Origin of the sequence: Pseudomonas sp. Irchel 3H3, assembly GCF_900187635.1 — a bacterium.
Classification (GTDB): Bacteria; Pseudomonadota; Gammaproteobacteria; order Pseudomonadales; family Pseudomonadaceae; genus Aquipseudomonas.
On record NZ_FYEC01000024.1, the window covers coordinates 53643 to 74811 of the forward strand.

General features: G+C 62.4%; 18 protein-coding genes and 1 pseudogene. 7 read left to right on the top strand and 12 right to left on the bottom strand.

All coding sequences use genetic code 11. The features are described 5' to 3' along the window. On the bottom strand, positions 1-1014 hold the full coding sequence (locus CKW24_RS21685; RefSeq protein ID WP_095170215.1) for a zinc-binding alcohol dehydrogenase family protein: 1014 nt from the start codon (positions 1012-1014) through the stop codon (positions 1-3). A gap of 116 nt (positions 1015-1130) precedes the next feature. On the opposite strand from CKW24_RS21685, the gene CKW24_RS21690 reads away from it, so the two are divergent. The 3 genes from CKW24_RS21690 to CKW24_RS21700 all read left to right on the top strand — a co-directional run bounded on the left by CKW24_RS21690 (position 1131) and on the right by CKW24_RS21700 (position 4609). Continuing rightward, entirely contained in the window at positions 1131-2060 is a 930-nt protein-coding gene (locus tag CKW24_RS21690) for a LysR family transcriptional regulator (RefSeq protein ID WP_095170216.1), read from the top strand. 306 nt (positions 2061-2366) lie between these two features. Continuing rightward, the gene (locus CKW24_RS21695) at positions 2367-3101 is read left to right on the top strand and encodes a helix-turn-helix transcriptional regulator (protein ID WP_095170217.1); all 735 of its coding nucleotides are present in this window, start codon (positions 2367-2369) and stop codon (positions 3099-3101) included. Positions 3102-3235: 134 nt separating this feature from the next. Further along, entirely contained in the window at positions 3236-4609 is a 1374-nt protein-coding gene (locus CKW24_RS21700) for an MFS transporter (RefSeq protein ID WP_095170218.1), read from the top strand. A 36-nt stretch (positions 4610-4645) separates the two neighbouring features. On the opposite strand, the gene CKW24_RS21705 is transcribed toward CKW24_RS21700, so the two are convergent. Further along, entirely contained in the window at positions 4646-5599 is a 954-nt protein-coding gene (locus CKW24_RS21705) for an adenosine deaminase (RefSeq protein ID WP_095170219.1), read from the bottom strand. Between the two features lie 128 nt (positions 5600-5727). After that, positions 5728-6810, bottom strand: coding sequence for a BMP family ABC transporter substrate-binding protein (locus tag CKW24_RS21710; RefSeq protein ID WP_095170220.1), 1083 nt, complete (start codon positions 6808-6810; stop codon positions 5728-5730). Between the two features lie 263 nt (positions 6811-7073). On the opposite strand from CKW24_RS21710, the pseudogene CKW24_RS21715 reads away from it, so the two are divergent. Continuing rightward, positions 7074-8162 (top strand): annotated as a pseudogene (locus CKW24_RS21715) (calcium:proton antiporter). 33 nt (positions 8163-8195) lie between these two features. On the opposite strand, the gene CKW24_RS21720 reads toward CKW24_RS21715, so the two are convergent. The 3 genes from CKW24_RS21720 to CKW24_RS21730 all read right to left on the bottom strand — a co-directional run bounded on the left by CKW24_RS21720 (position 8196) and on the right by CKW24_RS21730 (position 10787). Continuing rightward, the gene (locus CKW24_RS21720) at positions 8196-9554 is read right to left on the bottom strand and encodes an 8-oxoguanine deaminase (protein ID WP_095170221.1); all 1359 of its coding nucleotides are present in this window, start codon (positions 9552-9554) and stop codon (positions 8196-8198) included. A gap of 171 nt (positions 9555-9725) precedes the next feature. Further along, positions 9726-10412, bottom strand: coding sequence for an SDR family oxidoreductase (locus CKW24_RS21725; RefSeq protein WP_095170222.1), 687 nt, complete (start codon positions 10410-10412; stop codon positions 9726-9728). Between the two features lie 24 nt (positions 10413-10436). Then, positions 10437-10787: a MerR family transcriptional regulator gene (locus tag CKW24_RS21730; RefSeq protein WP_095170223.1), complete on the bottom strand. Its 351-nt coding sequence runs from the start codon at positions 10785-10787 to the stop codon at positions 10437-10439. 85 nt (positions 10788-10872) lie between these two features. Between CKW24_RS21730 and CKW24_RS21735 the strand changes: the two genes are divergently transcribed. Then, positions 10873-11307, top strand: a complete 435-nt coding sequence (locus tag CKW24_RS21735) for a hypothetical protein (protein WP_095170224.1) — start codon at positions 10873-10875, stop codon at positions 11305-11307. A 3-nt stretch (positions 11308-11310) separates the two neighbouring features. On the opposite strand, the gene CKW24_RS21740 is transcribed toward CKW24_RS21735, so the two are convergent. From CKW24_RS21740 to CKW24_RS21765, 6 genes are all read right to left on the bottom strand, one after another. Then, positions 11311-12237: an ABC transporter permease gene (locus CKW24_RS21740; RefSeq protein WP_095170225.1), complete on the bottom strand. Its 927-nt coding sequence runs from the start codon at positions 12235-12237 to the stop codon at positions 11311-11313. Beyond that, complete coding sequence (locus CKW24_RS21745; RefSeq protein ID WP_095170226.1) at positions 12237-13343, bottom strand: ABC transporter permease; 1107 nt, start codon at positions 13341-13343, stop codon at positions 12237-12239. Before CKW24_RS21745 ends, CKW24_RS21740 begins: the two co-directional genes overlap by 1 nt. A gap of 13 nt (positions 13344-13356) precedes the next feature. Then, positions 13357-14922 (bottom strand): ABC transporter ATP-binding protein, encoded by a 1566-nt coding sequence (locus CKW24_RS21750; RefSeq protein WP_095170227.1) that lies wholly within the window; start codon positions 14920-14922, stop codon positions 13357-13359. Positions 14923-15474: 552 nt separating this feature from the next. Further along, on the bottom strand, positions 15475-16056 hold the full coding sequence (locus CKW24_RS21755) for a YigZ family protein (protein WP_095170228.1): 582 nt from the start codon (positions 16054-16056) through the stop codon (positions 15475-15477). A gap of 10 nt (positions 16057-16066) precedes the next feature. Next, positions 16067-16717 (bottom strand): TetR/AcrR family transcriptional regulator, encoded by a 651-nt coding sequence (locus CKW24_RS21760; RefSeq protein WP_095170229.1) that lies wholly within the window; start codon positions 16715-16717, stop codon positions 16067-16069. A gap of 100 nt (positions 16718-16817) precedes the next feature. Continuing rightward, positions 16818-17738 (bottom strand): LysR family transcriptional regulator, encoded by a 921-nt coding sequence (locus tag CKW24_RS21765; RefSeq protein WP_095170230.1) that lies wholly within the window; start codon positions 17736-17738, stop codon positions 16818-16820. A 124-nt stretch (positions 17739-17862) separates the two neighbouring features. Here CKW24_RS21765 and CKW24_RS21770 point away from each other — a divergent pair, with 124 nt between their 5' ends. Then, positions 17863-19212 (top strand): aspartate aminotransferase family protein, encoded by a 1350-nt coding sequence (locus CKW24_RS21770; RefSeq protein ID WP_095170231.1) that lies wholly within the window; start codon positions 17863-17865, stop codon positions 19210-19212. 142 nt (positions 19213-19354) lie between these two features. Further along, on the top strand, positions 19355-20848 hold the full coding sequence (locus CKW24_RS21775; protein WP_095170232.1) for a CoA-acylating methylmalonate-semialdehyde dehydrogenase: 1494 nt from the start codon (positions 19355-19357) through the stop codon (positions 20846-20848). Positions 20849-21169: the final 321 nt, after the last annotated feature.

Here is a 21169-nt window from a genome sequence, read left to right on the forward strand (position 1 = left end):
TCAGAAACCTTCGAGGACAATCTTGCCCTTGGCCGTGCCGCTCTCCAGCAACTCATGGCCCCGGCGCAGGTTGGTCGCATTGATGGTGCCGAAGTGCTCGCCGACGGTGGTCTGCAAGGTGCCGTCGTCGATCAACGCGGCGACCCGGTTGAGCAGCTTATGCTGCTCCAGCATGTCGGCGGTCTCGAACAGCGACCGGGTGTACATGAACTCCCAGTGCAGCGACAGGCTCTTGCGCTTGAGCTGGGTGATGTCCAGCGCCTTGGGGTCGTCGATCAGCGCGAGCTTGCCTTGGGGAGCCAGGGCCTCCACCAGTTGGGCGAAGTGCTGGTCAGTCTGGGTCAGGCTCGCCACATGCGTGACCTGGGGCTGGCCGACGCGCTTGAGTTCCTCGCTCAGCGGCAGGCGGTGATCGATGACCAGGTCAGCGCCCAGGCTTTCTACCCAGGCGTGGGTTTGTGGGCGTGAGGCGGTGCCAATCACCTTCAGGGCCGTGAGTCGGCTGGCGAGTTGGGTAAGGATCGAACCCACGCCACCGGCAGCCCCGACGATCAGCAGGCTTTGTCCTTCGGCCGTGTTGCCCTCGCGCACCTGCAGGCGTTCGAACAGCAGTTCCCAGGCGGTAATCGCCGTCAGCGGCAGCGCCGCAGCTTCGGCAAAACCCAGGGACTTGGGCATGTGCCCGACAATCCGTTCGTCGACCACGTGCAACTCGCTGTTGCCCCCGGCGCGGGCAATGGAGCCGGCGTAGTAGACCTTGTCACCGGGCTTGAACAGGCTCACGTCAGTGCCGACTGCCTTGACCACGCCGGCTACATCCCAGCCCAGGACTTTGGCGGCGCCACCTTCAGGTGCGACGTTCTGGCGGACCTTGGTGTCCACTGGGTTGACGGAAATGGCTTTGACTTCCACCAGCAAGTCACGGGGACCGGCGACGGGTGCCGGCAGCTCGATGTCCTGCAGGGCGTTCGGGTCGCTGATGGGCAGGCTGTGGTAGTAGGCAATGGCTTTCATGGGCGGTGGGCTCGGTGGTCTTGGGATGCAGCAGATGATTGGCTATTTATCTGCAAGATAAAACCAGCTAAAAGCACAGTCTCTTTCAATAGTTTTTTGATAATGCGAGGGCGCCGATGCTGCGTTTCGATGACTTGCTGCTGTTTGTACGGGCGGCTGACCTGGGCAGCCTGTCGGCGGCGGCGCGGGGTATGGACATGTCGCCGGCGGTGGCCAGCGCGGCGTTGAAGCGGATCGAGCAGCAACTGGGTGCGCGGCTGTTGGCGCGCTCCACCCGCAGCCTGCGCCTGACGGCAGAAGGCGAAGGGTTCCTGGTGTATGCCCGTGCGGCGTTGGGCCAGTTGGATGAAGGGCGGCGTTTGCTGGCGCGCGGCCAGGACCAGGTCAGCGGGGTCCTGCAACTGTCGGCCCCCTCGGACTTTGGACGCAATCTGTTGTTGCCGTGGCTGGACGAGTTCCAGCGTGAGCATCCTCTGCTCACGGTACGCCTGCTGCTGGGCGACCGGATCGCCGACCTGTTCCGCCAGCCAGTGGACATCGCCCTGCGTTATGGCGAGCCGGAAGACTCCAGCCTGGTGGCGCTGCCCATTGCCCCGGACAATCGCCGGGTGTTGTGTGCCGCCCCGCAATACCTGGCGAGGTGCGGCGTACCGCGCCAGTTGGAGCAACTGGCCCAGCATAATTGCCTGCTGTACATGCTGGGCAGCCGGGTACACGACCACTGGAGCTTTCACGATGGCAAACGGGACGTGAGCCTGACGGTCAGCGGCGATCGTTTCAGTGATGACGCCGATGTGGTGCGCCTGTGGGCGGTGGCGGGGGCCGGGATTGCCTACAAGTCCTGGCTGGACGTGGCCGCCGATGTGCTGGCCGGACGCTTGACGGTGTTGCTACCGGAGCTGCAGGGAGAACGTGCACCGCTGAATTTGTTGTGCGCTCATCGCGCCCAATTGAGTAAGCCGGTGAACCTGCTAAGGGAAATGCTCAAGCGTCGGTGTGAGCATTTGAGTGGTCAATTTTCGACAAGATTTGTCGTGAGCCATTAATCGCACTCACATAGCGAAATTTCACTCAGCAGCTATCAGCTTTGGCGGTTTCCCCGGGGCAGGAACCGTCGTTCATCACGCTTATACTAGCGCCCGCCTGGGGTCGCGAACCCAGGCAGCCTTGCTCGATCCCCCGGTTTGCGCAGCAGAAAATCACTGGGATGGCTTGAGGATTTCGAAGAAGTTTGTCGCGTTAACTGATTTTTTAGCCCGGTTTTTGGCGGTTATCACGCCTTGGCCGGCATTCTATTACTGATCAAGATGTCCCCCGAGCAGTAGACAAATGATTCAACAGGGAGTGAATACATGGAACATGCACCTTGCATCAGTCAGATCGCCACACTACTGGCTGACCCGAAGCGTAGCGCGATGATGTGGGCCTTGATGGATGGGATTGCCCGGCAATCGGAGGAACTGGCATTGCTGGCCGGTTTGTCGCCGTCCTCGGCCAACGCCCATCTCGGGCGTTTGTTCAGCGGTGGACTGTTGAAGATCGAGGAGCGTGGACGCAAGCGGTTCTACCGACTGGCCGCGCCCGAAGTCGGGGCGGCGGTCGAGGCATTGGCCAGTGCCACCCTCGCCAGTTCGCCGGGCAACATTGCCCAGGTATTCAAGCGTACCAGCGCGCTGGCCAAGATCCAGGCAGCCCCGTCGTCGCTGCTGCGGGCCCGCCTCTGCGAGGAGCACTTGGGCGGTACCCTGGCGGCTGATCTGTTTCAGCGCCTGCTGGATGCGGGATGGATCGAGCAATTGGACAAACGCATCATGGTGACCCACAAGGGCGCCATTCAACTGGCCAGCCATGGGGTATTCGTCCAGGCATTGGCCCATAGCAACTCGCAAGTGGCCTGTGCCTGCCCCGACTGGAGCGAGCGTCGACCGCACCTGGGGGGCACATTGGGGGCCGCGTTGTTGCAGTTGTTCATCCAGTCCGGCTGGCTGAGTGTGTCCGGCGATTCACGGGCCTTGCAGGTGTCCCCGACCGGTGTCCGGGAGCTGGAACTGTTCGGCAAAGTGCCTGAGCTGGAAATGGCCCTTTAATCGCCGTTGCGATCGACGTCTGCAGCCGCCGGTTCAGACGTCGCTCAGGGCTGTTGCCAGGTCGTATCCAGCAATCTTCCACCCCGGCGTTCGCGCACACTCGATCCGCGGATTATCGGATCGGGGGACGTGGCATGGATACACAAGGCTACAGTGCGGCAGAACGTCTGGAACGGTTACCCATCAGTGGGTATCACCGAGTCATTTTCATCATCATTGCCCTGGCGTTTTTCTTCGACTCCATGGACCTGGCCATGATGACTTTCCTCCTGGGCTCGATCAAAGCCGAGTTCGGCCTGAGCACGGCGCAAGCCGGGTTACTGGCCAGTTCGAGCTTCTTCGGCATGGTCCTGGGGGCATCGTTGTCCGGCATGCTGGCGGACCGTTTCGGGCGCAAGCCGGTGTTCCAGTGGAGCATCGTGCTATGGGGGATCGCCAGCTACCTGTGTTCCACGGCGCAAACCGTCGAGACCCTGACCTTGTTTCGTATCCTGCTGGGGATTGGCATGGGCATGGAGTTTCCGATTGCCCAGTCGATGTTGTCCGAGCTGATTCCGGCCCAGCGGCGTGGGCGTTACATCGCCTTGATGGATGGCTTCTGGCCGCTGGGGTTTGTCGCGGCGGGGGTGTTGTCGTATTTCCTGTTGCCCGTGATCGGCTGGCGCGACATCTTCCTGGTGCTGGCGGTACCGGCGGTGTTCGTGCTGGCGATCCGTTTCTTCATTCCCGAATCACCGCGCTGGCTGGAGCAGGCTGGGCACCATGCTGCCGCCGACAAGGTCCTGCTGCGAATCGAGGACAAGGTCCGGGCCTCCCTGGGACGCGCCGATCTGCCGACGCCGATTCGCCTGCCCAGGGCCGAGCACCGTCCCGGCAACTTCTTTAGCGCCTTGCGGCAAATCTGGTCGCCGCTGTATCGCCAGCGCACCATGATGATCTGGAGTGTCTGGTTCTTTGCCCTGCTCGGTTTCTACGGCCTGACGTCCTGGCTCAGCGCGCTGCTGCAACAATCCGGGTTTGCCGTGACCCAGTCGGTGTATTACACGGTGCTGATTTCCCTCGGCGGGATTCCCGGGTTCCTCATGGCGGCCTGGTTGGTGGAGCGCTGGGGGCGCAAGCCGGTGTGCGTCATCACGTTGCTGGGCGGTGGGGTGATGGCGTTTTTGTATGGGCAAAGCGCGGTGTTTGGCGGCAACGTCAGCCTGCTGATCGGCTCGGGGCTGTTGATGCAGTTCTTCCTGTTCGGCATGTGGGCGGTGCTCTACACCTATACCCCGGAGCTGTACCCGACTTCAGCGCGGGCCACGGGGTCCGGATTTGCCTCGGCGATTGGCCGCGTGGGATCGTTGCTGGGACCGTTGGTGACAGGGTTGGTGTTCCCGATCACCGGGCAGGGCGGAGTCTTTGCGTTAGGCGCGATGTGCTTCGCGATTGCTGCGGTGGTGGTCTGGTTGTTCGGGATGGAGACGCGGGGCAAGACTCTGGAGGAGTTGACCGAGGCCGTCTGAAAAGATCGCAGCCGCGCAGGCTGCGATCCTTTGTATTCAGGGTTTTACCAGGCGGGCATCCAGGCTGTTCTGCGCCAGGCGTTTAGCCTGATCCTGGGTCATGCCCAGGTCGGTGTACAACGCGTGGAAGTTCTCGGTCACATAACCGCCAAAGTACGCCGGGTCATCGGAGTTCACTGTGACCTTCACCCCACGCTCGAGCATGTCGAGAATGTTGTGCTGGGACATGTGGTCAAACACGCACAGCTTGGTGTTGGACAGTGGGCAGACGGTCAACGGAATCTGCTCATCGATAATCCGCTGCATCAGGCGCTCGTCTTCGATAGCTCGCACGCCATGGTCGATGCGCTGGATCTTCAGCAGGTCGATGGCTTCCCAGATGTACTCCGGCGGGCCTTCTTCACCGGCGTGGGCGACGGTCAGGAAACCTTCGTGACGGGCACGGTCGAACACTCGCTGGAACTTGCTCGGCGGGTGGCCCATCTCGGAACTGTCGAGGCCGACAGCGACAAACGCGTCACGGAATGGCAGCGCCTGGGTCAGGGTTTTCTCGGCTTCTTCTTCGCTCAGGTGGCGCAGGAAGCTGAGGATCAGGCCGCTGGTGATGCCCAGTTGCTGCTCGCCGTCTTTCAGCGCGCTGGCGATCCCGTTCAGTACCACTTCGAAGGGCACGCCGCGGTCGGTGTGGGTCTGCGGGTCGAAGAAGGGTTCGGTGTGAATCACGTTCTGCGCCTTGCAGCGCAACAGGTAGGCCCAGGTCAGGTCGTAGAAGTCCTGCGAGGTGCGCAGCACATCGGCGCCCTGGTAATACAGGTCGAGGAACTCTTGCAGGTTGTTGAAGGCATAGGCCTTGCGCAGGGTCTCGACGTCGTCCCAGGGCAGGACGATCTTGTTGCGTTCGGCCAGGGCGAACAGCAACTCGGGCTCCAGCGAGCCCTCCAGGTGCAGGTGCAGTTCAGCCTTGGGCAGGGCGTTCAGCCAATCGTACATGTGCGGTTCTCATCAGGTGCTTATGGCGCGCATTCTACAGATGCCCGTGCAAACATTGAGTAAAACCTGACCAAGCGGTTCAGCCCGGGACCTGTGGCAGCACGCTTGCTCCCACAGGGGGCGAGGGGTTACTTCGGCATCTCGGCCTGCATGCCTTCGACGTAGTAGTTCATCGACGCCAGTTCGGCATTGCTCGCGCTTGCGCCCGCCGGGATTTTTTCGCTGCCGGCCTGGTCTTTGATCGGACCGGTGAACGGATGGAACGCGCCGCTCTTGATGTCGGCGATGATCTGCTCGGCTTCGCTTTTCACTGCTGCGGGCACCAGGTCGCTGATCGGCAGTTGAACGGTGCCCTCTTTCAGTCCACCCCAGTAATCCTGGGACTTCCAGCTGTGATCGATGACGCTTTGCGTGGCCTGGATGTAGTGCGGGCCCCAGTCGTTGACGATCGAGGTGAGCACCGCTTTGGGGCCGAAGTGGGCCATGTCCGAGGCGTAGCCCACGGCATACACACCGCGCCGTTCGGCGGCCTGGATCGGCGCCGGGCTGTCGGTGTGCTGGAACACCACGTCGACGCCCTGGTCGATCAGGGCGTTGGCGGCGTCGGCTTCCTTGCCCGGATCGAACCAGGAATTGACCCACACCACTTTGATCTCGGTGCCGGGGTTGTATTTGTTCAGGGCCAGTTGGATGGCGTTGATGTCGCGAATGACCTCGGGGATCGGGAAGGAGGCGACGTAGCCGATCTTTTTGCTCTTGGTCATCTTCGCTGCGAGAAAACCGCCGACGTAGCGTCCCTCATAAGTACGGGCCAGGTAGGTGCCGAGGTTCTTGTCCTGCTTGTAGCCGGTGGCGTGTTCGAACGTCACCTGGGGAAATTGCCGGGCGACTTTCAGGGTCGGGTTCATGTAGCCGAAGGAGGTGGTGAAGATCAGGTCGTATTGCTCCTTGGCCATGTTGCGGATCACCCGCTCGGCGTCCGCACCTTCGGCGACGTTCTCCACGTAGCGGGTGCTGATCTGTTCGCCGAATTTCTCCACCAGCGCCTTGCGCCCCTGCTCATGCTGATAGGTCCAGCCGTGATCGCCGATCGGGCCGATGTAGACGAAGCCGACTTTCAGCGGATCGGCCGCACTGGCGGTCAGGCTGGCGCCCAGACCAAGGGCGGTGACGACGGCGCAAAGCAGCGTGTGCAACGGACGTTTGTGCATGGATGGAGCTCCAGGGTGTTTTGGGGTTGGCCAGGTCAATGCAAATTACTGACCAACAGGACAACTAATGCCGTCCAACCCATCGCGGGCAAGCCTTGCTCCTACGGGTTAATCATCGTGCAGGCGTCGGGAAGGCCAAAAAAGTGCGCCCCGCGCACCAACTGCCATGCAACGGTGCGCTAAGGTTCAACGGAACATGGGCGTGACGTTGCAGTCAGTCACTCATCGCCAAGGCTTTGCTGGCTTCGGTACACGGGACCGTAATGCTCACCTTCCTCAAGCAAGAAAAGGTTCTCCTGCTGGCGCTGCTGGCAGCATTCGCCGCCTTTCCCCTGGAACACTGGTTGCTGCACAGCGGGCAGGTGATCGCGCTGGCCGGCGGCATGGCGCTGATAGCCTTTATCGTGATGGCCTCGATGCGTGTCGCCCATCACGCCGAACTGCTGGCGGAAAAAGTCGGTGATCCCTACGGCACCATGATCCTGACGCTGGCGGCGGTGCTGGTGGAGGTGGTGATCCTGGCGATCATGATGAGCAACGAGGCCTCGCCGACCCTGGTGCGCGACACCATCTACTCGGCGGTGATGCTCGACATCAATGGCATCCTCGGCCTGTCCGCGTTGATGGGCGGGATCAAGCATGGCGAGCAGTCCTACAACGATGACTCGGCGCGCACCTACAGCGTGATGATTCTCACGGCGATGGGCGTGTCCATGGTGGTGCCGGAGTTCATTCCCAAAGCTGACTGGAAGATCTACTCGGCCTTCACCATCGGCGCGATGGTGGTGCTCTACACCCTGTTCCTGCGTATGCAGGTCGGTCCCCACAGTTATTTTTTCAGCTACAGCTACCCGCAAAAACGCCGCAGGAAGGAGCCCGAACAGGAGTAAACGGCGATCAGTCTCGGGCTGTCCATTGGTACCCTGGTATTTGGCGTGGTGGTGATCGGCGCGTTGGCCGAGGTGATGTCCAAGACGCTTGACCTGGGCCTGGAGGGGACGGGCGCTCCGCCGGTGTTGACGGCGATCGTGGTGGCGGCGATTTCCGCGGCGCCGGAGATCCTTACGGCCTTGCGCGCGGCCTTGGCCAACCGCATGCAGTCGGTGGTCAACATTGCGTTGGGGGCGTCGTTGTCGACGGTGATTCTGACGGTGCCGGTGATGGAAGCCATGGCGCTGTACACCGGCCAGCCGTTTCAGATGGCCATGACGCCAGTGCAGACCGTGATGGTGTTCATCACCCTGATCGTCAGTGCGATCAACCTCAACGATGGCGAAACCAACGCCATCGAAGGGATGACTCACTTTGTACTGTTTGCGACCTTCATTATGTTGTCGTTGTTGGGGCTCTAGCGGCTGCGCTGGCGCGCCAGCGCAGCGCTCAGGTCAGACCCCGCTGATCAACTGCCGAGCCGCCTGGCTGTGGTCGGCAATCAAACCCTTCAGGTCCAATCCTTCAACCTGGCCGTCGATCACCCGCCACTTGCCACCGACCATTACCCGATCCGCCCGATCGGCACCGCACAGCAGCAACGCCGAGATGGGGTCATGGCTGCCGGAGAAGCGCAGCTCATCGAGTTTGAACAAGGCCAGGTCGGCCTGTTTGCCCACGGCCAGCTCGCCAATGTCGCTGCGTCCCAACAGTTTTGCCGAGCCCTGGGTGGCCCAGCCCAGCACGCCCTCTGGGGTGATTTTTTCGGCGCCGTAGCGCAGGCGTTGGATGTACAGCGCCTGGCGGGTTTCGAGGATCATGTTCGAGGCATCGTTGGACGCCGAACCGTCGACCCCAAGACCCACCGGCGCGCCGGCGGCGATCAGGTCCAGGGTCGGGCAGATGCCCGAGGCCAGGCGCATGTTCGAGCTTGGGCAATGGCAGATGCCGGTGCCGGCCGCGCCGAGGCGGGCGATTTCATCGGGGTTGAAGTGAATGCCGTGGGCCAGCCAGGTGCGCGGGCCAAGCCAGCCGACGCTGTCCAGGTAGTCCACGGTACGCAGGCCGAAGCGCTGCAGGCAGAAGTCTTCCTCGTCGAGGGTTTCGGCCAGGTGGGTGTGCAGGCGCACGTCCAGTCGGTTGGCCAGGGCAGCGCTGGCGGACATGATCTCCGGCGTCACCGAGAACGGCGAGCAGGGCGCCAGGGCGATCTGGATCTGTGCGCCGGCACCGCGCTCGTGGTATTCGGCGATCAGCCGCTGGCTATCGGCGAGGATCACTTCGCCTTCCTGCACCGTCTGCTGTGGCGGCAGGCCACCGTCTTTTTCACCAAGGCTCATCGAACCCCGGGTGAGCATGGCGCGCATGCCCAGTTCACGGACGCTCTCGACCTGCACGTCAATGGCATTTTCCAGGCCGTCGGGGAACAGGTAGTGGTGGTCGGCGGCCGTGGTGCAACCCGACAGCAGCAATTCAGCCAGGGCGACCTTGGTGGCCAGCGCGAGTTTTTCCGGGGTCAGGCGTGCCCAGACCGGGTACAGGGTTTTCAGCCAAGGGAACAACGGCTGGTTGACCACCGGGGCCCAGGCGCGGGTCAGGGTCTGATAGAAGTGATGGTGAGTGTTGATCAGCCCCGGCAGGATCACATGCTCGCGGGCGTCGAAGACGTGTCCACAGGGTGTCGCCGGTTGCTGTCCTTGCTTGAGCACTTCGACGATAACGCCGTCTTGCAGCACCAGGCCGCCACGGGCGTCGAGCTCGTTGGCCGTGAAGATGGCGAGAGGGTTTTTTAACCAGGTACGGGTCGCAGGCATTTGCCGGCTCCTCTGAAAGTTGGGTTCAGGTTCGCCAGCTCAGTGTTGCCCTGTCTGCTGATCCAGGTTCGTCGCGGAGACGAGGTGCCGAGTTTACTCAGGTTGTGCCGCGGTAGCAAAAGATCGCCGCCGGCGGCAGTTGCCACGCGATAGGCGGCGATCTTCATGGCCTTACCAGGGAATGGTTTCGCCCTTGTAGTTGATGAAGTGATGCCCGCCCCGGCCGGCATAGGCATTGACCTGGTCCACCAGGCCACGGGTGCTGGTCTCGACATCGAGGTCGGCGCCTTCACCGCCCATGTCGGTTTTCACCCAGCCAGGATGTAGGGACAGCACGGTGGGGCGCTGTTCGCCCAACTGGCTGACGAAGCTGTTGGTCATCGAGTTCAGCGCGGCCTTGCTGGCCTTGTACAGGGCCAGCTCCGGTGCGTCCGGCATGGTCACGCTGCCGAGCACCGAACTCATGAACGCCAGCACCCCGCTGCCTGGACGCAGTTGTTCGACAAAACGCTGGGCCAGGTTGATCGGTGCCACGGCATTGGTGAAGAACAACTGGCCGACCTCGGCCAGGGTCGCGCCGCCGGGTGTCTGCACCTCCGGGCCCTTGACCCCGGCGTTGACGAACAGCAGGTCAAATACCTGGCCCTTGAGTTGCTGGCTGAGGGCGAGCACGGCGGCCTGGTCGTCCATGTCCAGTTGTTCGATCTGCACCTTGCCCAGGGCTTGCAGCGCCTGGGCGTTCTGTGGATTACGGACGGTGGCGGTGACCTGCCAGCCGTCGGCCAACAGGGTTTTCACCAGCCCGAGGCCCAAGCCGCGGGAGGCGCCGATGATCAGCGCGGTTTTTGCCGTAGACATGAGTGGCTTCCTGGAAAAAGAGGGTCATGGGTTCAGTGGACAGTGTTGTCCAAGCCGTTGTTGCAATTCACTGCGCAATTCACCGAGTTCGGCGATGCGGGTTTCGATCAATGCCAGCTTCTCCTGGAGCAAGCGGGCGACCGCTTGTTCCGGATCCTTGGCCTGCCAGAGCGCGGCGACGCTGCTGCCGATTTCATTCAGGGTGAAACCCAGGCGTTGGGCAGTCTTGATGTAGAGCACCAGTTGCACCATGTCGGCCGGGTATTCGCGGTACCCGTTGGCGCTACGCTGGGCGGCGATCAGCCCACGCTGCTCATAGAAGCGCAGGGTATCGCGGCTGACGGCACTGGCCTGGGCTAATTCACCGATGCGCATGTTCGCGACTCCTGGGGGGGGCTTGACCCTTGAGCATACTCCAGGGTTTAGCCTGGGTGCTCCCTGTATAAACGGAGTATTCGCCATGTGGACCCCGGAACAGTATCGCCGACTGGTGCGCAGCAGTGCCTGGTATGACCTGATCGTAATGGCGGCGTTTGTCACGCCCTGGAGTTTTACCGCGTTGCACGGCCTGCTCTCCGGCTTGAGTCAGGCGCTCGACTTGCCCGGTGAATTACCGGCCTTTGCGCCGGCGCACATGCTGATGGCCAATCTGCTGGGGTCGATTGTCTGCGTTTGGTCGGTGCTGCGGATCCGCGATCCGCAGGCGGTGTACGGCCGCTATGACGCGGCCGGACGGTTTCTGTTTGCCACCTGGCAGGCCTATGCCTTGCTGCAGGGCGCAACCGGGTTGCTGGTGCTGTTCCTGGTGTTTGAACTGGCGTGGGGCATTGCCCAGGTCTTGCCCGTCAGGCAGACATCGCCAGCCGGCCCGCTTACGCAGGCTCCTGTGGCCTGAGCACTAATGCCCGGCCTGCCACGGCTGCCCCAGCGACATCGGCGCATACAGGCGTGTGCGCACGGCGTCGCGTGACAGCAGCACCAGCACCAGGATGGTCGCCACATAGGGCAGCATCGCCAGCAAGCTGGAGGGGATGGCCAGTCCCAGGCCCTGGGCGACCAGATGGACGATGCTCGCCAGCCCGAACAGGTAGGCCCCCAGCAACAGGCGCCAGACGCGCCAACTGGCGAATACCACCAGCGCCAGGGCGATCCAGCCGCGTCCGGCGCTCATGTTTTCCGCCCACATCGGCGTGTAGGCCAGCGACAGATAAGCCCCGGCCAACCCGGCCATGGCGCCGCCGAACAACACCGCCAGGGTCCGCACCCACAGCACCGGGATGCCCATGGCGCTGGCGGCGTCGGGGTTCTCGCCGACGGCCTGGATGATCAGTCCCACCCGGCTTTTGAGCAGCACCCAGGCCACCACGGCAAACAGGGCAAACGACAGGTACACCAGCAGGTCCTGGGCAAACAGCATGCGCCCGATCAGTGGGATCTCGCTGAGCCAGGCAATGGCTACCGGTTCGAACCCGGCCAGGGGTTTGCCGACCCACGCCGCGCCGACGAATGTCGACAGGCCGACGCCAAAGATCGTCAGGGCCAACCCCGTGGCCACCTGGTTGGCATTGAACACCAGTGCCACCAAGGCAAACAGCGCCGACAGCAGCATGCCGGCGGCCATCGCCAGCAGCACGCCGAGCCACAGCTGGCCACTGTTCAGGGCGACGATGAAGCCGATCACCGCGCCAAACAGCATCATGCCTTCCTGGCCGAGATTGAGGACCCCGGTTTTTTCACAGATCAGTTCACCCAGCGCCACCAGCAACAGCGGTGTGCCGCAGCGGACCATGGCGTAGAAAATATTGCCCAGCAGATCGATATCCATCACAGCGCTCCTGCTTGCACGTGGGTCACCGGGTCACGCCGCATCCAGCGCAGGTTCAGCCGGGGTCGATAGAGGATCAACACATCACAGGCCAGGAGGAAAAACAGCATCATCCCCTGGAACAGCTGGGTGATGGCTGGTGGCAGGTTCATGCTCATCTGCGCGCTCTCGCCGCCGAGGTACAGCAGCGCCATCAGCAGGCTGGCAAACAGGATGCCGATGGGGTTGAGCCGACCGAGAAAGGCCACCGTGATCGCGGCATAGCCATAGCCCGGCGACACTTGCGGCACCAGTTGGCCGATCGGGCCGCTGACTTCGCAGACCCCGGCCAACCCGGCCAGCCCTCCGCTGATCAGCAGCGCCAACCAGACCAGGCGCTTGTGGCGAAAGCCGACGAAGGCTGCTGCGCGTTTGTCCAGGCCGAGCACCTTGATCTGAAACCCGATAAAACTTTTCTGCAGCAGCACCCACACCGCCACCAATGCCAGCAGGGCGAAATACACCCCGGCGTGCACCCGGCCATCTGCGGTGAGCAACGGCAAGCGACTGGCCTCGCCGAACATTGCCGACTCGGGAAAGTTGAAGCCCGCCGGGTCCTTCAAGGGTCCGTGCACGCAGAACAGCAACAGGTTCAGGGCGATGTAATTGAGCATGATGCTGGTGAGGATTTCGTTGGCGTTGAAGCGCGTGCGCAGCCAGGCGGTGAGCCCCGCCCATAGCGCGCCAGCGAGGGTCCCGGTACTCAGGACCAATACCAGCGCCCAGCGGCTTTGCCAGTCGATGAGGTGCACCGCCACGGCGCTGCCCGCCAAGGCGCCGAGCAGCAATTGGCCTTCGGCGCCGATGTTCCAGATGCGCGCTTGATACGCCACCGCCAGGCCCAGCGCGCAGAGCAGGATGGGCAAGGCCTTGACCAGCAGTTCGCTGACGCCATAACCGTCGCTGATCGGCGCGATCAGCAGGGTGTGCAAGGTCAGCAGTGGGTCATGACCCAAGGCGATGAACAGCAGCGAACCGCAACCCAGGGTCAGGGCGGCGGCCAGCAAGGGCGAGCACCAGAGCATCAGGCGCGAATGCTGGCCACGGGGTTCTAGGGAAAGCAGCATGGGGGAAACTCCGTCAAGCCAGCACAGGTGCGAGTGAGTGAGGGGTGTCGAATTGGCCGGCCATCCAGGCGCCGACTTCGCTCAGGGTGGTGCCCGCCGTTGCTTGTTGCGCCGACAAGCGCCCGCCACACAGGGCGGCCAGGCGGTCGCTGATGTGCAGCAGCTCGTCGAGGTCTTCGGAGATCACCAGGATCGCCGCCCCGGCATCGCGCAGGGCAATCAGCGCGCGGTGAATGGTCGCCGCCGCGCCGACATCCACCCCCCAGGTCGGGTGAGCGGCGACCAACAGGCGCGGCTGCTGGAGGATCTCGCGACCGAGGATGAATTTCTGCAGGTTGCCGCCGGACAGACTGCGGGCCGCAGCCTGGGCACCCGCGGCCTTGACCGCGAAGCGCTGGATGATGGTCTCGGCCAGCGCCACGACCTTGGCGCGCTGGATCAGCCCATGGCTCACCAGGCCCTGTTGGAAGGCCGTGAGCAGGGCGTTGTCGGCCAGGCTCAACTCCGGCACCGCCGCATGCCCGAGGCGTTCGGCCGGGACAAAAGCCAAGCCCAGCCGCCGCCGCGCATCGGGCGGCAAGTCGGCCACCGCTTGGCCCGCGAAAGCGATGCGCGAGGCGTCCTGGCGCGGCAGGCGCTGCTCGCCGCTGAGCAGGGCCAGCAACTCGTCCTGACCATTGCCAGCCACCCCGGCAATGCCGACCACCTCACCGCTGCGCACCTGCAGGTCAATGTCGTGCAGCGAGCAGCCGAACGGGTCCGGGTTGGCCCACGACAGACCGCTGACCTTGAGGAGCGGCGCGCCGCCACTGGCCTTGGGGTAGTCGGCGAGCCACTGCGCGGCGTCACCGACCATTAGCTGCGCCAGTTGCTGATCGGAACATTCCGCGGGCCGGCAATGCCCGGCCACGCGGCCGCCGCGCAGGACGGTGGCGCTGTGGCAAAGGGCGCGCACTTCTGCGAGTTTGTGGCTGATGAATAGAATGCTACAGCCCTCGCTGGCCAGGCGGCGCAGGGTGACGAACAGTTCATCGGCCTCCTGCGGGGTCAGCACCGAGGTCGGCTCGTCGAGGATCAACAAACGAATGTCCTGCATCAGGCAGCGCACGATCTCGACCCGCTGGCGCTCGCCAATCGACAGGCTGTGGACCAGGCGTTGCGGCTCCAGTACCAGGCCGTAGCGCTGCGCCACTTCGCGGATTTTCGGCGCCAGGGCCTGTGGCGCCCCGGCTGCCGCGCCCATGGCCAAGGCGATGTTCTGCGCCACCGTGAGGGTTTCGAACAGGGAAAAATGCTGGAACACCATGCCGATGCCCAGGCTGCGGGCCTGGGCCGGATTGCGCAGGCTGACGCGCTGGCCTTGCCAGTGCATGTCCCCCGAGTCGGCGTGGGTGACCCCGTAGATGATCTTCATCAGGGTACTTTTGCCAGCGCCGTTTTCACCGAGCAGGGCGTGGATTTCGCCGGGTTGAATGCACAGGTCGATGCCATCGTTGGCCAGGCAGCCGGGGTATCGCTTGCTGATGCCGTGCAGTTGCAGGCGTGGCGTTGGAGCGGGGATCAGGACGGGGTTTGGCATCACAGGCTCGGGTCGTTGAACGAGATGCCTGTGGCAAAGCAATTTCCTGGCCATTGAGTCAGGAAAGTCCTGAAGGGCACGGTGAGCCGGGTTCTGTGGAAAACATCGAGCGGGTGCGGCTGGCGGAGCAGGCACCACTTCGGGGCGCTCCTGGAGGTCGTGGTGCAGTAACGTCCGGAAAATAATTGGTTAAAAAATGATCATCAACCTGCGACCTATGCCAGCTATGCCACTGCGCCAGTCATGAACGGGTTATCCACAGGTTGCTCCACAGTATTTGTGCGCAAGCCAAAGAACCGGGCATAAGCACCATGGGCCTTTGTTCTAAAGCTGCTAAAGCGCTCTAAGCAATTGTTTTGCAGTGTAAATGACCTGTAGAACAGGCAATTGGATGAAAACTGATCAATGCCCGCAAAGCCACGTGACAGAAGGGTTACAGCGCTATGTACTCAGGTTATCCACAGTCGGGTGCACAGCGCTTGTGGGCAAGTGTCAGCCTGCCGGTTATGCCCCAAAGCATTGCAGTCGGGCTGTACATAAAATAACCAGCGTTCAGCGCTGCAGCAAAATCCGCCCGCGGCTCAGGCCCGCCAGTTGCGCCTGCAAGGTGTCGATCTGTTGTTCGGCCACGGCCAACTGCAGGTGCACGCCATTGCCAGTGAACTGTTCCTCCACCACCAGGCCACCGGACTCGGCGACCCGTAACTTGACCAGCGCCAGTTCACTGAACGCACAGTCGCAAGCGATCGGCACGCGGCTGATCAATTCGATTTTTGCCGCGCCCTGCAGGCATTTGTTGGCGCTGCCGCCGTAGGCCCGGGCCAGGCCGCCAGTGCCCAGCTGGATGCCGCCGTACCAACGAATCACCAGTACCGCCACCTGGTCGCAGTCCTGGGCTTCGATCGCCGCCAGTATCGGCCGACCTGCGGTGCCGCCGGGTTCGCCGTCATCGCTGCTGCGGTATTGGTCGGCGAACTTCCAGGCCCAGCAGTTGTGTGACGCATTCAGGTCGCTGTGCTGTTCAAGGAAGAGCTGCGCCTCGGAGCTACTGGTGATCGGTGCCGCGAGGGCGATGAAGCGGCTTTTGCGAATCTCTTCGCGATAGTCGCAAAGGCCGGCAAGGGTAAAAGGCATGGTGACTGTCTTAGATAGCGGGAGTGAGGCCGCAGCCCTTGAGGATGATGCGGGTCAGATTGTTGCCGGCGTCTTCCATGTCCTGGCGGGTCAGCTTGCTGCGACCGGTGACGCGACAGATCTGGGTGGCGAAGTCGGCGTAGTGCTGGGTGCTGCCCCACAGCAGGAAGATCAGGTGCACCGGGTCGACGGGGTCCATCTTGCCGGCGTCGATCCAGGCCTGGAACACGCTGGCGCGCCCCTGGAACCACGCGCGGTAGTCCTGATTGAAGTACTCGCTCAGGCACTCGCCGCCGCTGATCACTTCCATGGCGAACACCCGCGAAGCCTGGGGGTGGCGGCGGGAGAACTCCATCTTGGCGCGGATGTAGCGGGTCAGCGCCTCGGCCGGATCGTCCTCGGCGGTGAGGGTGTTGAAGGTGCTGTCCCACAACTCGATGATGTTGCTCAGCACCCCGATGTACAGGCCGAGCTTGTTGGTGAAGTAGTAGTGCAGGTTGGCCTTGGGCAGGCCGGCATTCTGCGCAATGGTGTTCATGCTGGTGCCTTTGAAGCCGTGCCGGGCGAATTCCACTTCGGCGGCCTTGAGGATGGTCTCCTCGTTTTTCTGACGAATACGGCTGGCAGGTTTACCGCTGTGGGCTGGGACTTCAAAGGTCATGGACGTTTCCGGGCAGGTCAGTGGGGGCGCCAGTGCGTTGATAACGCACCCGCGGGCATCCGACAAGCCTTGGCGAGGTAAATGCCTGGTTTGCAGGGGCTCAACGCGTCGCTGCCAGGCTTTCAAGAAAGCTTTCCAGCACCAAATGCGGGCGCCGGCCCTTGCGCGTGACCGATGCCAGGCTCAGGTCATAAAAGCGTGAGCCTGGCTTGAGTGTCCGCAGGCGACCTTGCTGGACCCACAGGCTGGCGTAGTGATCGGGCAGGTAGCCGATGTAGCGCCCGGTCAGGATCAGGAACGCCATGCCTTCGCGATCGGAGGCGCTGGCGGTGCAATTGAGCGCCTGGTAGTGCGCCTGGATTTCGGCGGGCAGGCGGAACGTCGGGGCAATCGCGTCCTGGCTGTTGAGGCGTGCGTCGTCCAGTTGTTTATCGTCGACGTAGAACAGCGGGTGGCCGACTGCGCAGTAGAGCAGCGACCGTTCGCTGTACAGCGGTTGGTACTCCAGGCCCGACAAGGCACTGGCCTGGGGTACAACGCCGACGTGCAGGCGGCCGTCGAGCACACCCTGTTCGACTTCATTGGGCGCGATCATGCGGATCTGGATCTGCACATCCGGCCCGCGCTCCTTCAACTGAGCCAGGGCGTGGGTGATGCGCATGTGGGGCAGGGTGACCAGGTTATCGGTCAGGCCGATGGTCAACTCGCCGCGCAGGTGTTGGTGCAGGCCATTGACCTCGGTGCGAAAACTTTCCAGGGCACTTAATAGCTGCAAGGCCGACTGGTAGACCTCGCGACCTTCTTCGGTCAGGGAAAACCCGGCCCGGCCGCGCTGGCACAGGCGCAGGCCGAGGCGTTGCTCCAGATCGCTCATTTGTTGGCTGATGGCCGAACGACCGATCCCCAGCACGCTTTCCGCCGCCGAGAAGCCACCACACTCGACCACGCTGCGAAAGATCCGCAACAGGCGGATATCAAAGTCGCTGACTTGTGCCAGCGGATCGGGGCGGCGGCTGCTCATAGTTTAGTAACGGCCTGACTGAAGGTTAGAAAAGTTGGATTTCACCGACTTTATCGCCGTGGCAACTTAGCTGCAACAACGCTTTTAATCCCTACGCCGCTTATTGCATTGCGAGGTTTTGCCGATGAACCTGCCTGAAAACGCCCCGACGTCCCTGGCCAGCCAGCTCAAGCTCGATGCCCACTGGATGCCGTACACCGCCAACCGCAATTTCCAGCGTGACCCGCGCCTGATCGTGGGGGCTGAAGGTAGCTGGCTGATCGATGATAAGGGCCGTAGGGTCTATGACTCGCTGTCGGGCCTGTGGACCTGCGGCGCCGGGCACACCCGCAAGGAAATCCAGGAAGCGGTGGCCAAGCAATTGGGCACTCTCGACTACTCGCCGGGCTTCCAGTATGGGCATCCGCTGTCCTTCCAACTGGCCGAAAAAATCACCGACTTGACCCCGGGTAACCTGAACCACGTGTTCTTCACCGACTCGGGTTCCGAGTGTGCCGACACCGCGGTGAAAATGGTGCGTGCCTACTGGCGCCTGAAAGGCCAGGCGACCAAGACCAAAATGATCGGACGTGCCCGTGGTTACCACGGGGTGAATATCGCCGGGACCAGCCTGGGTGGCGTCAACGGTAACCGTAAGCTGTTTGGCCAGGCGATGATGGATGTCGATCACCTGCCGCACACCTTGCTGGCCAGCAACGCTTATTCCCGTGGCATGCCCAAGGAAGGCGGTATCGCCCTGGCCGATGAACTGCTCAAGTTGATCGAACTGCATGACGCCTCGAACATCGCGGCGGTGTTCGTCGAGCCAATGGCCGGTTCCGCTGGCGTACTGGTGCCGCCAGAGGGCTACCTCAAGCGCCTGCGGGAAATCTGCGACCAGCACAATATCCTGCTGGTGTTCGATGAAGTAATCACCGGCTTTGGCCGTACCGGTTCGATGTTCGGTGCCGACAGCTTTGGCGTGACCCCGGACCTGATGTGCATCGCCAAGCAGGTCACCAACGGTGCGATTCCAATGGGCGCGGTGATTGCCAGCTCGGAGATCTACCAGACCTTCATGAACCAGGCGACTCCGGAATACGCGGTGGAATTCCCCCACGGCTATACCTATTCGGCCCACCCTGTGGCGTGCGCCGCAGGCCTGGCGGCACTCGACCTGCTGCAGAAGGAAAACCTGGTGCAGAGCGTGGCTGAAGTCGCACCGCATTTCGAGAATGCGCTGCACGGCCTCAAGGGCTCGAAGAACATCATCGACATCCGTAACTACGGCCTGGCCGGTGCAATCCAGATTGCCCCGCGCGACGGTGACGCCATCGTGCGTCCGTTCGAGGCTGGCATGGCCCTGTGGAAGGCTGGGTTCTACGTGCGCTTCGGTGGCGACACGCTGCAGTTCGGCCCAACGTTCAACAGCCAGCCAAAAGACCTCGATCGCCTGTTCGATGCGGTCGGCGAAGTGCTGAACAAGATCGACTGATTGCCCCCAAAACAGTAGGAGCCGAGCTTGCTCGCGATGGCGGATCGATAGACGCCATCGCCTTTGGGCTACGTGCCAACGTTATCTATATATAGAAGGCGTCCCTCGGCGGACGCCGGTGAACAGAATTCAGGAGCCCCGCATGAGCCTCATCCCGCATTTGATCAATGGTGAACTGGTGACCGACAACGGTCGCACCGCCGACGTGTTCAACCCGTCCACCGGTCAAGCGATCCATAAAGTGCCGTTGGCCAGCCGCGAAACCATCCAGCAGGCCATCGACGCCGCCAAGGCCGCGTTCCCGGCCTGGCGCAACACACCTGCGGCCAAGCGCGCCCAGGTGATGTTCCGCTTCAAGCAACTGCTGGAGCAGAACGAAGCGCGTATCTCGCAACTGATCAGCGAAGAGCACGGCAAGACTCTGGAAGACGCCGCCGGTGAACTGAAGCGCGGGATCGAGAACGTCGAGTTCGCCTGTGCCGCACCGGAAATCCTCAAGGGCGAGTACAGCCGTAACGTCGGCCCGAACATTGATGCCTGGTCGGACTTCCAGCCCCTGGGCGTGGTTGCCGGTATCACACCGTTCAACTTCCCGGCCATGGTGCCGCTGTGGATGTACCCGCTGGCGATCGTCTGCGGCAACTGCTTCATCCTCAAGCCGTCCGAGCGCGATCCGAGTTCCACCCTGCTGATTGCCCAGTTGTTGCTCGAAGCCGGTTTGCCAAAAGGCGTGATGAACGTGGTGCACGGCGACAAGTCGGCGGTGGATGCGCTGATCGAAGCGCCGGAAGTCAAAGCCTTGAGTTTCGTCGGGTCGACCCCGATTGCCGAGTACATCTATGCCGAAGGCACCAAGCGCGGCAAACGTGTGCAGGCGCTGGGCGGGGCGAAGAACCATGCGGTACTGATGCCGGATGCGGACCTGGACAACGCGGTCAGCGCGCTGATGGGGGCGGCGTATGGTTCGTGCGGCGAGCGTTGCATGGCGATCTCGGTGGCCGTGTGCGTGGGTGATCAAGTGGCCGATGCCCTGGTGGCCAAACTGGTGCCCCAGATCAAGGCACTGAAAATCGGTGCGGGCACTTCCTGCGGCCTGGACATGGGCCCACTGGTGACGGGCCAGGCGCGGGACAAAGTCAGCGGCTATGTCGATGACGGCGTGGCGGCTGGCGCCAAGCTGGTGGTCGATGGTCGCGGCCTGAGCGTGGCGGGGCATGAGGAAGGTTTCTTCCTGGGTGGCTGCCTGTTCGATAACGTCACACCGCAGATGCGCATCTATAAAGAAGAGATCTTCGGCCCGGTGTTGTGTGTGGTCCGGGTCAACAGCCTGGAAGAGGCGATGCAACTGATTAACGACCACGAGTACGGCAACGGCACCTGCATCTTCACCCGCGATGGGGAAGCGGCTCGCCTGTTCTGTGACGAGATCGAAGTGGGCATGGTCGGCGTCAACGTGCCGCTGCCGGTGCCGGTGGCGTATCACAGCTTTGGTGGCTGGAAACGCTCGCTGTTCGGCGACCTGCATGCCTATGGCCCGGACGGTGTGCGTTTCTACACGCGCCGCAAAGCCATTACCCAGCGCTGGCCACAGCGTGCAAGCCATGAAGCCTCGCAGTTCGCGTTTCCTAGCTTGTAACTCGCAAGCTAATGCGAAAAGGCCGCCCCAACGGGGCGGCCTTTGCGTTTTCAGGGGTTTTTTGACCTTTGTGACAGAAATATGAAAATAGCGGTTGACGGCAGATCTCAGGTGTCTATAATTCGCCCCACTTCCGGCGCAGTCGAAACGGAAAACTCCTTGGTAAACAATGAGTTACGCAGTTTTCGGCAGCAGGTTGCTTCAGTTCATCGAAGCACGAAAGGAGTTGAAAAAGAGGTGTTGACAGCAGCGTGTAACGCTGTAGAATTCGCCTCCCGCTACCGAGTGATCGGAAGCGCAAGTGGTTGAAGTTGTTGAGGA

Bases quoted from the DNA above. Each gene is read 5' to 3' on its own strand.
- CKW24_RS21685 (WP_095170215.1), bottom strand. From the start codon at position 1,014: ATGAAAGCCATTGCCTACTACCACAGCCTGCCCATCAGCGACCCGAAC.
- CKW24_RS21690 (WP_095170216.1), top strand. From the start codon at position 1,131: ATGCTGCGTTTCGATGACTTGCTGCTGTTTGTACGGGCGGCTGACCTG.
- CKW24_RS21695 (WP_095170217.1), top strand. From the start codon at position 2,367: ATGGAACATGCACCTTGCATCAGTCAGATCGCCACACTACTGGCTGAC.
- CKW24_RS21700 (WP_095170218.1), top strand. From the start codon at position 3,236: ATGGATACACAAGGCTACAGTGCGGCAGAACGTCTGGAACGGTTACCC.
- CKW24_RS21705 (WP_095170219.1), bottom strand. From the start codon at position 5,599: ATGTACGATTGGCTGAACGCCCTGCCCAAGGCTGAACTGCACCTGCAC.
- CKW24_RS21710 (WP_095170220.1), bottom strand. From the start codon at position 6,810: ATGCACAAACGTCCGTTGCACACGCTGCTTTGCGCCGTCGTCACCGCC.
- CKW24_RS21720 (WP_095170221.1), bottom strand. From the start codon at position 9,554: ATGCCTGCGACCCGTACCTGGTTAAAAAACCCTCTCGCCATCTTCACG.
- CKW24_RS21725 (WP_095170222.1), bottom strand. From the start codon at position 10,412: ATGTCTACGGCAAAAACCGCGCTGATCATCGGCGCCTCCCGCGGCTTG.
- CKW24_RS21730 (WP_095170223.1), bottom strand. From the start codon at position 10,787: ATGCGCATCGGTGAATTAGCCCAGGCCAGTGCCGTCAGCCGCGATACC.
- CKW24_RS21735 (WP_095170224.1), top strand. From the start codon at position 10,873: ATGTGGACCCCGGAACAGTATCGCCGACTGGTGCGCAGCAGTGCCTGG.
- CKW24_RS21740 (WP_095170225.1), bottom strand. From the start codon at position 12,237: ATGGATATCGATCTGCTGGGCAATATTTTCTACGCCATGGTCCGCTGC.
- CKW24_RS21745 (WP_095170226.1), bottom strand. From the start codon at position 13,343: ATGCTGCTTTCCCTAGAACCCCGTGGCCAGCATTCGCGCCTGATGCTC.
- CKW24_RS21750 (WP_095170227.1), bottom strand. From the start codon at position 14,922: ATGCCAAACCCCGTCCTGATCCCCGCTCCAACGCCACGCCTGCAACTG.
- CKW24_RS21755 (WP_095170228.1), bottom strand. From the start codon at position 16,056: ATGCCTTTTACCCTTGCCGGCCTTTGCGACTATCGCGAAGAGATTCGC.
- CKW24_RS21760 (WP_095170229.1), bottom strand. From the start codon at position 16,717: ATGACCTTTGAAGTCCCAGCCCACAGCGGTAAACCTGCCAGCCGTATT.
- CKW24_RS21765 (WP_095170230.1), bottom strand. From the start codon at position 17,738: ATGAGCAGCCGCCGCCCCGATCCGCTGGCACAAGTCAGCGACTTTGAT.
- CKW24_RS21770 (WP_095170231.1), top strand. From the start codon at position 17,863: ATGAACCTGCCTGAAAACGCCCCGACGTCCCTGGCCAGCCAGCTCAAG.
- CKW24_RS21775 (WP_095170232.1), top strand. From the start codon at position 19,355: ATGAGCCTCATCCCGCATTTGATCAATGGTGAACTGGTGACCGACAAC.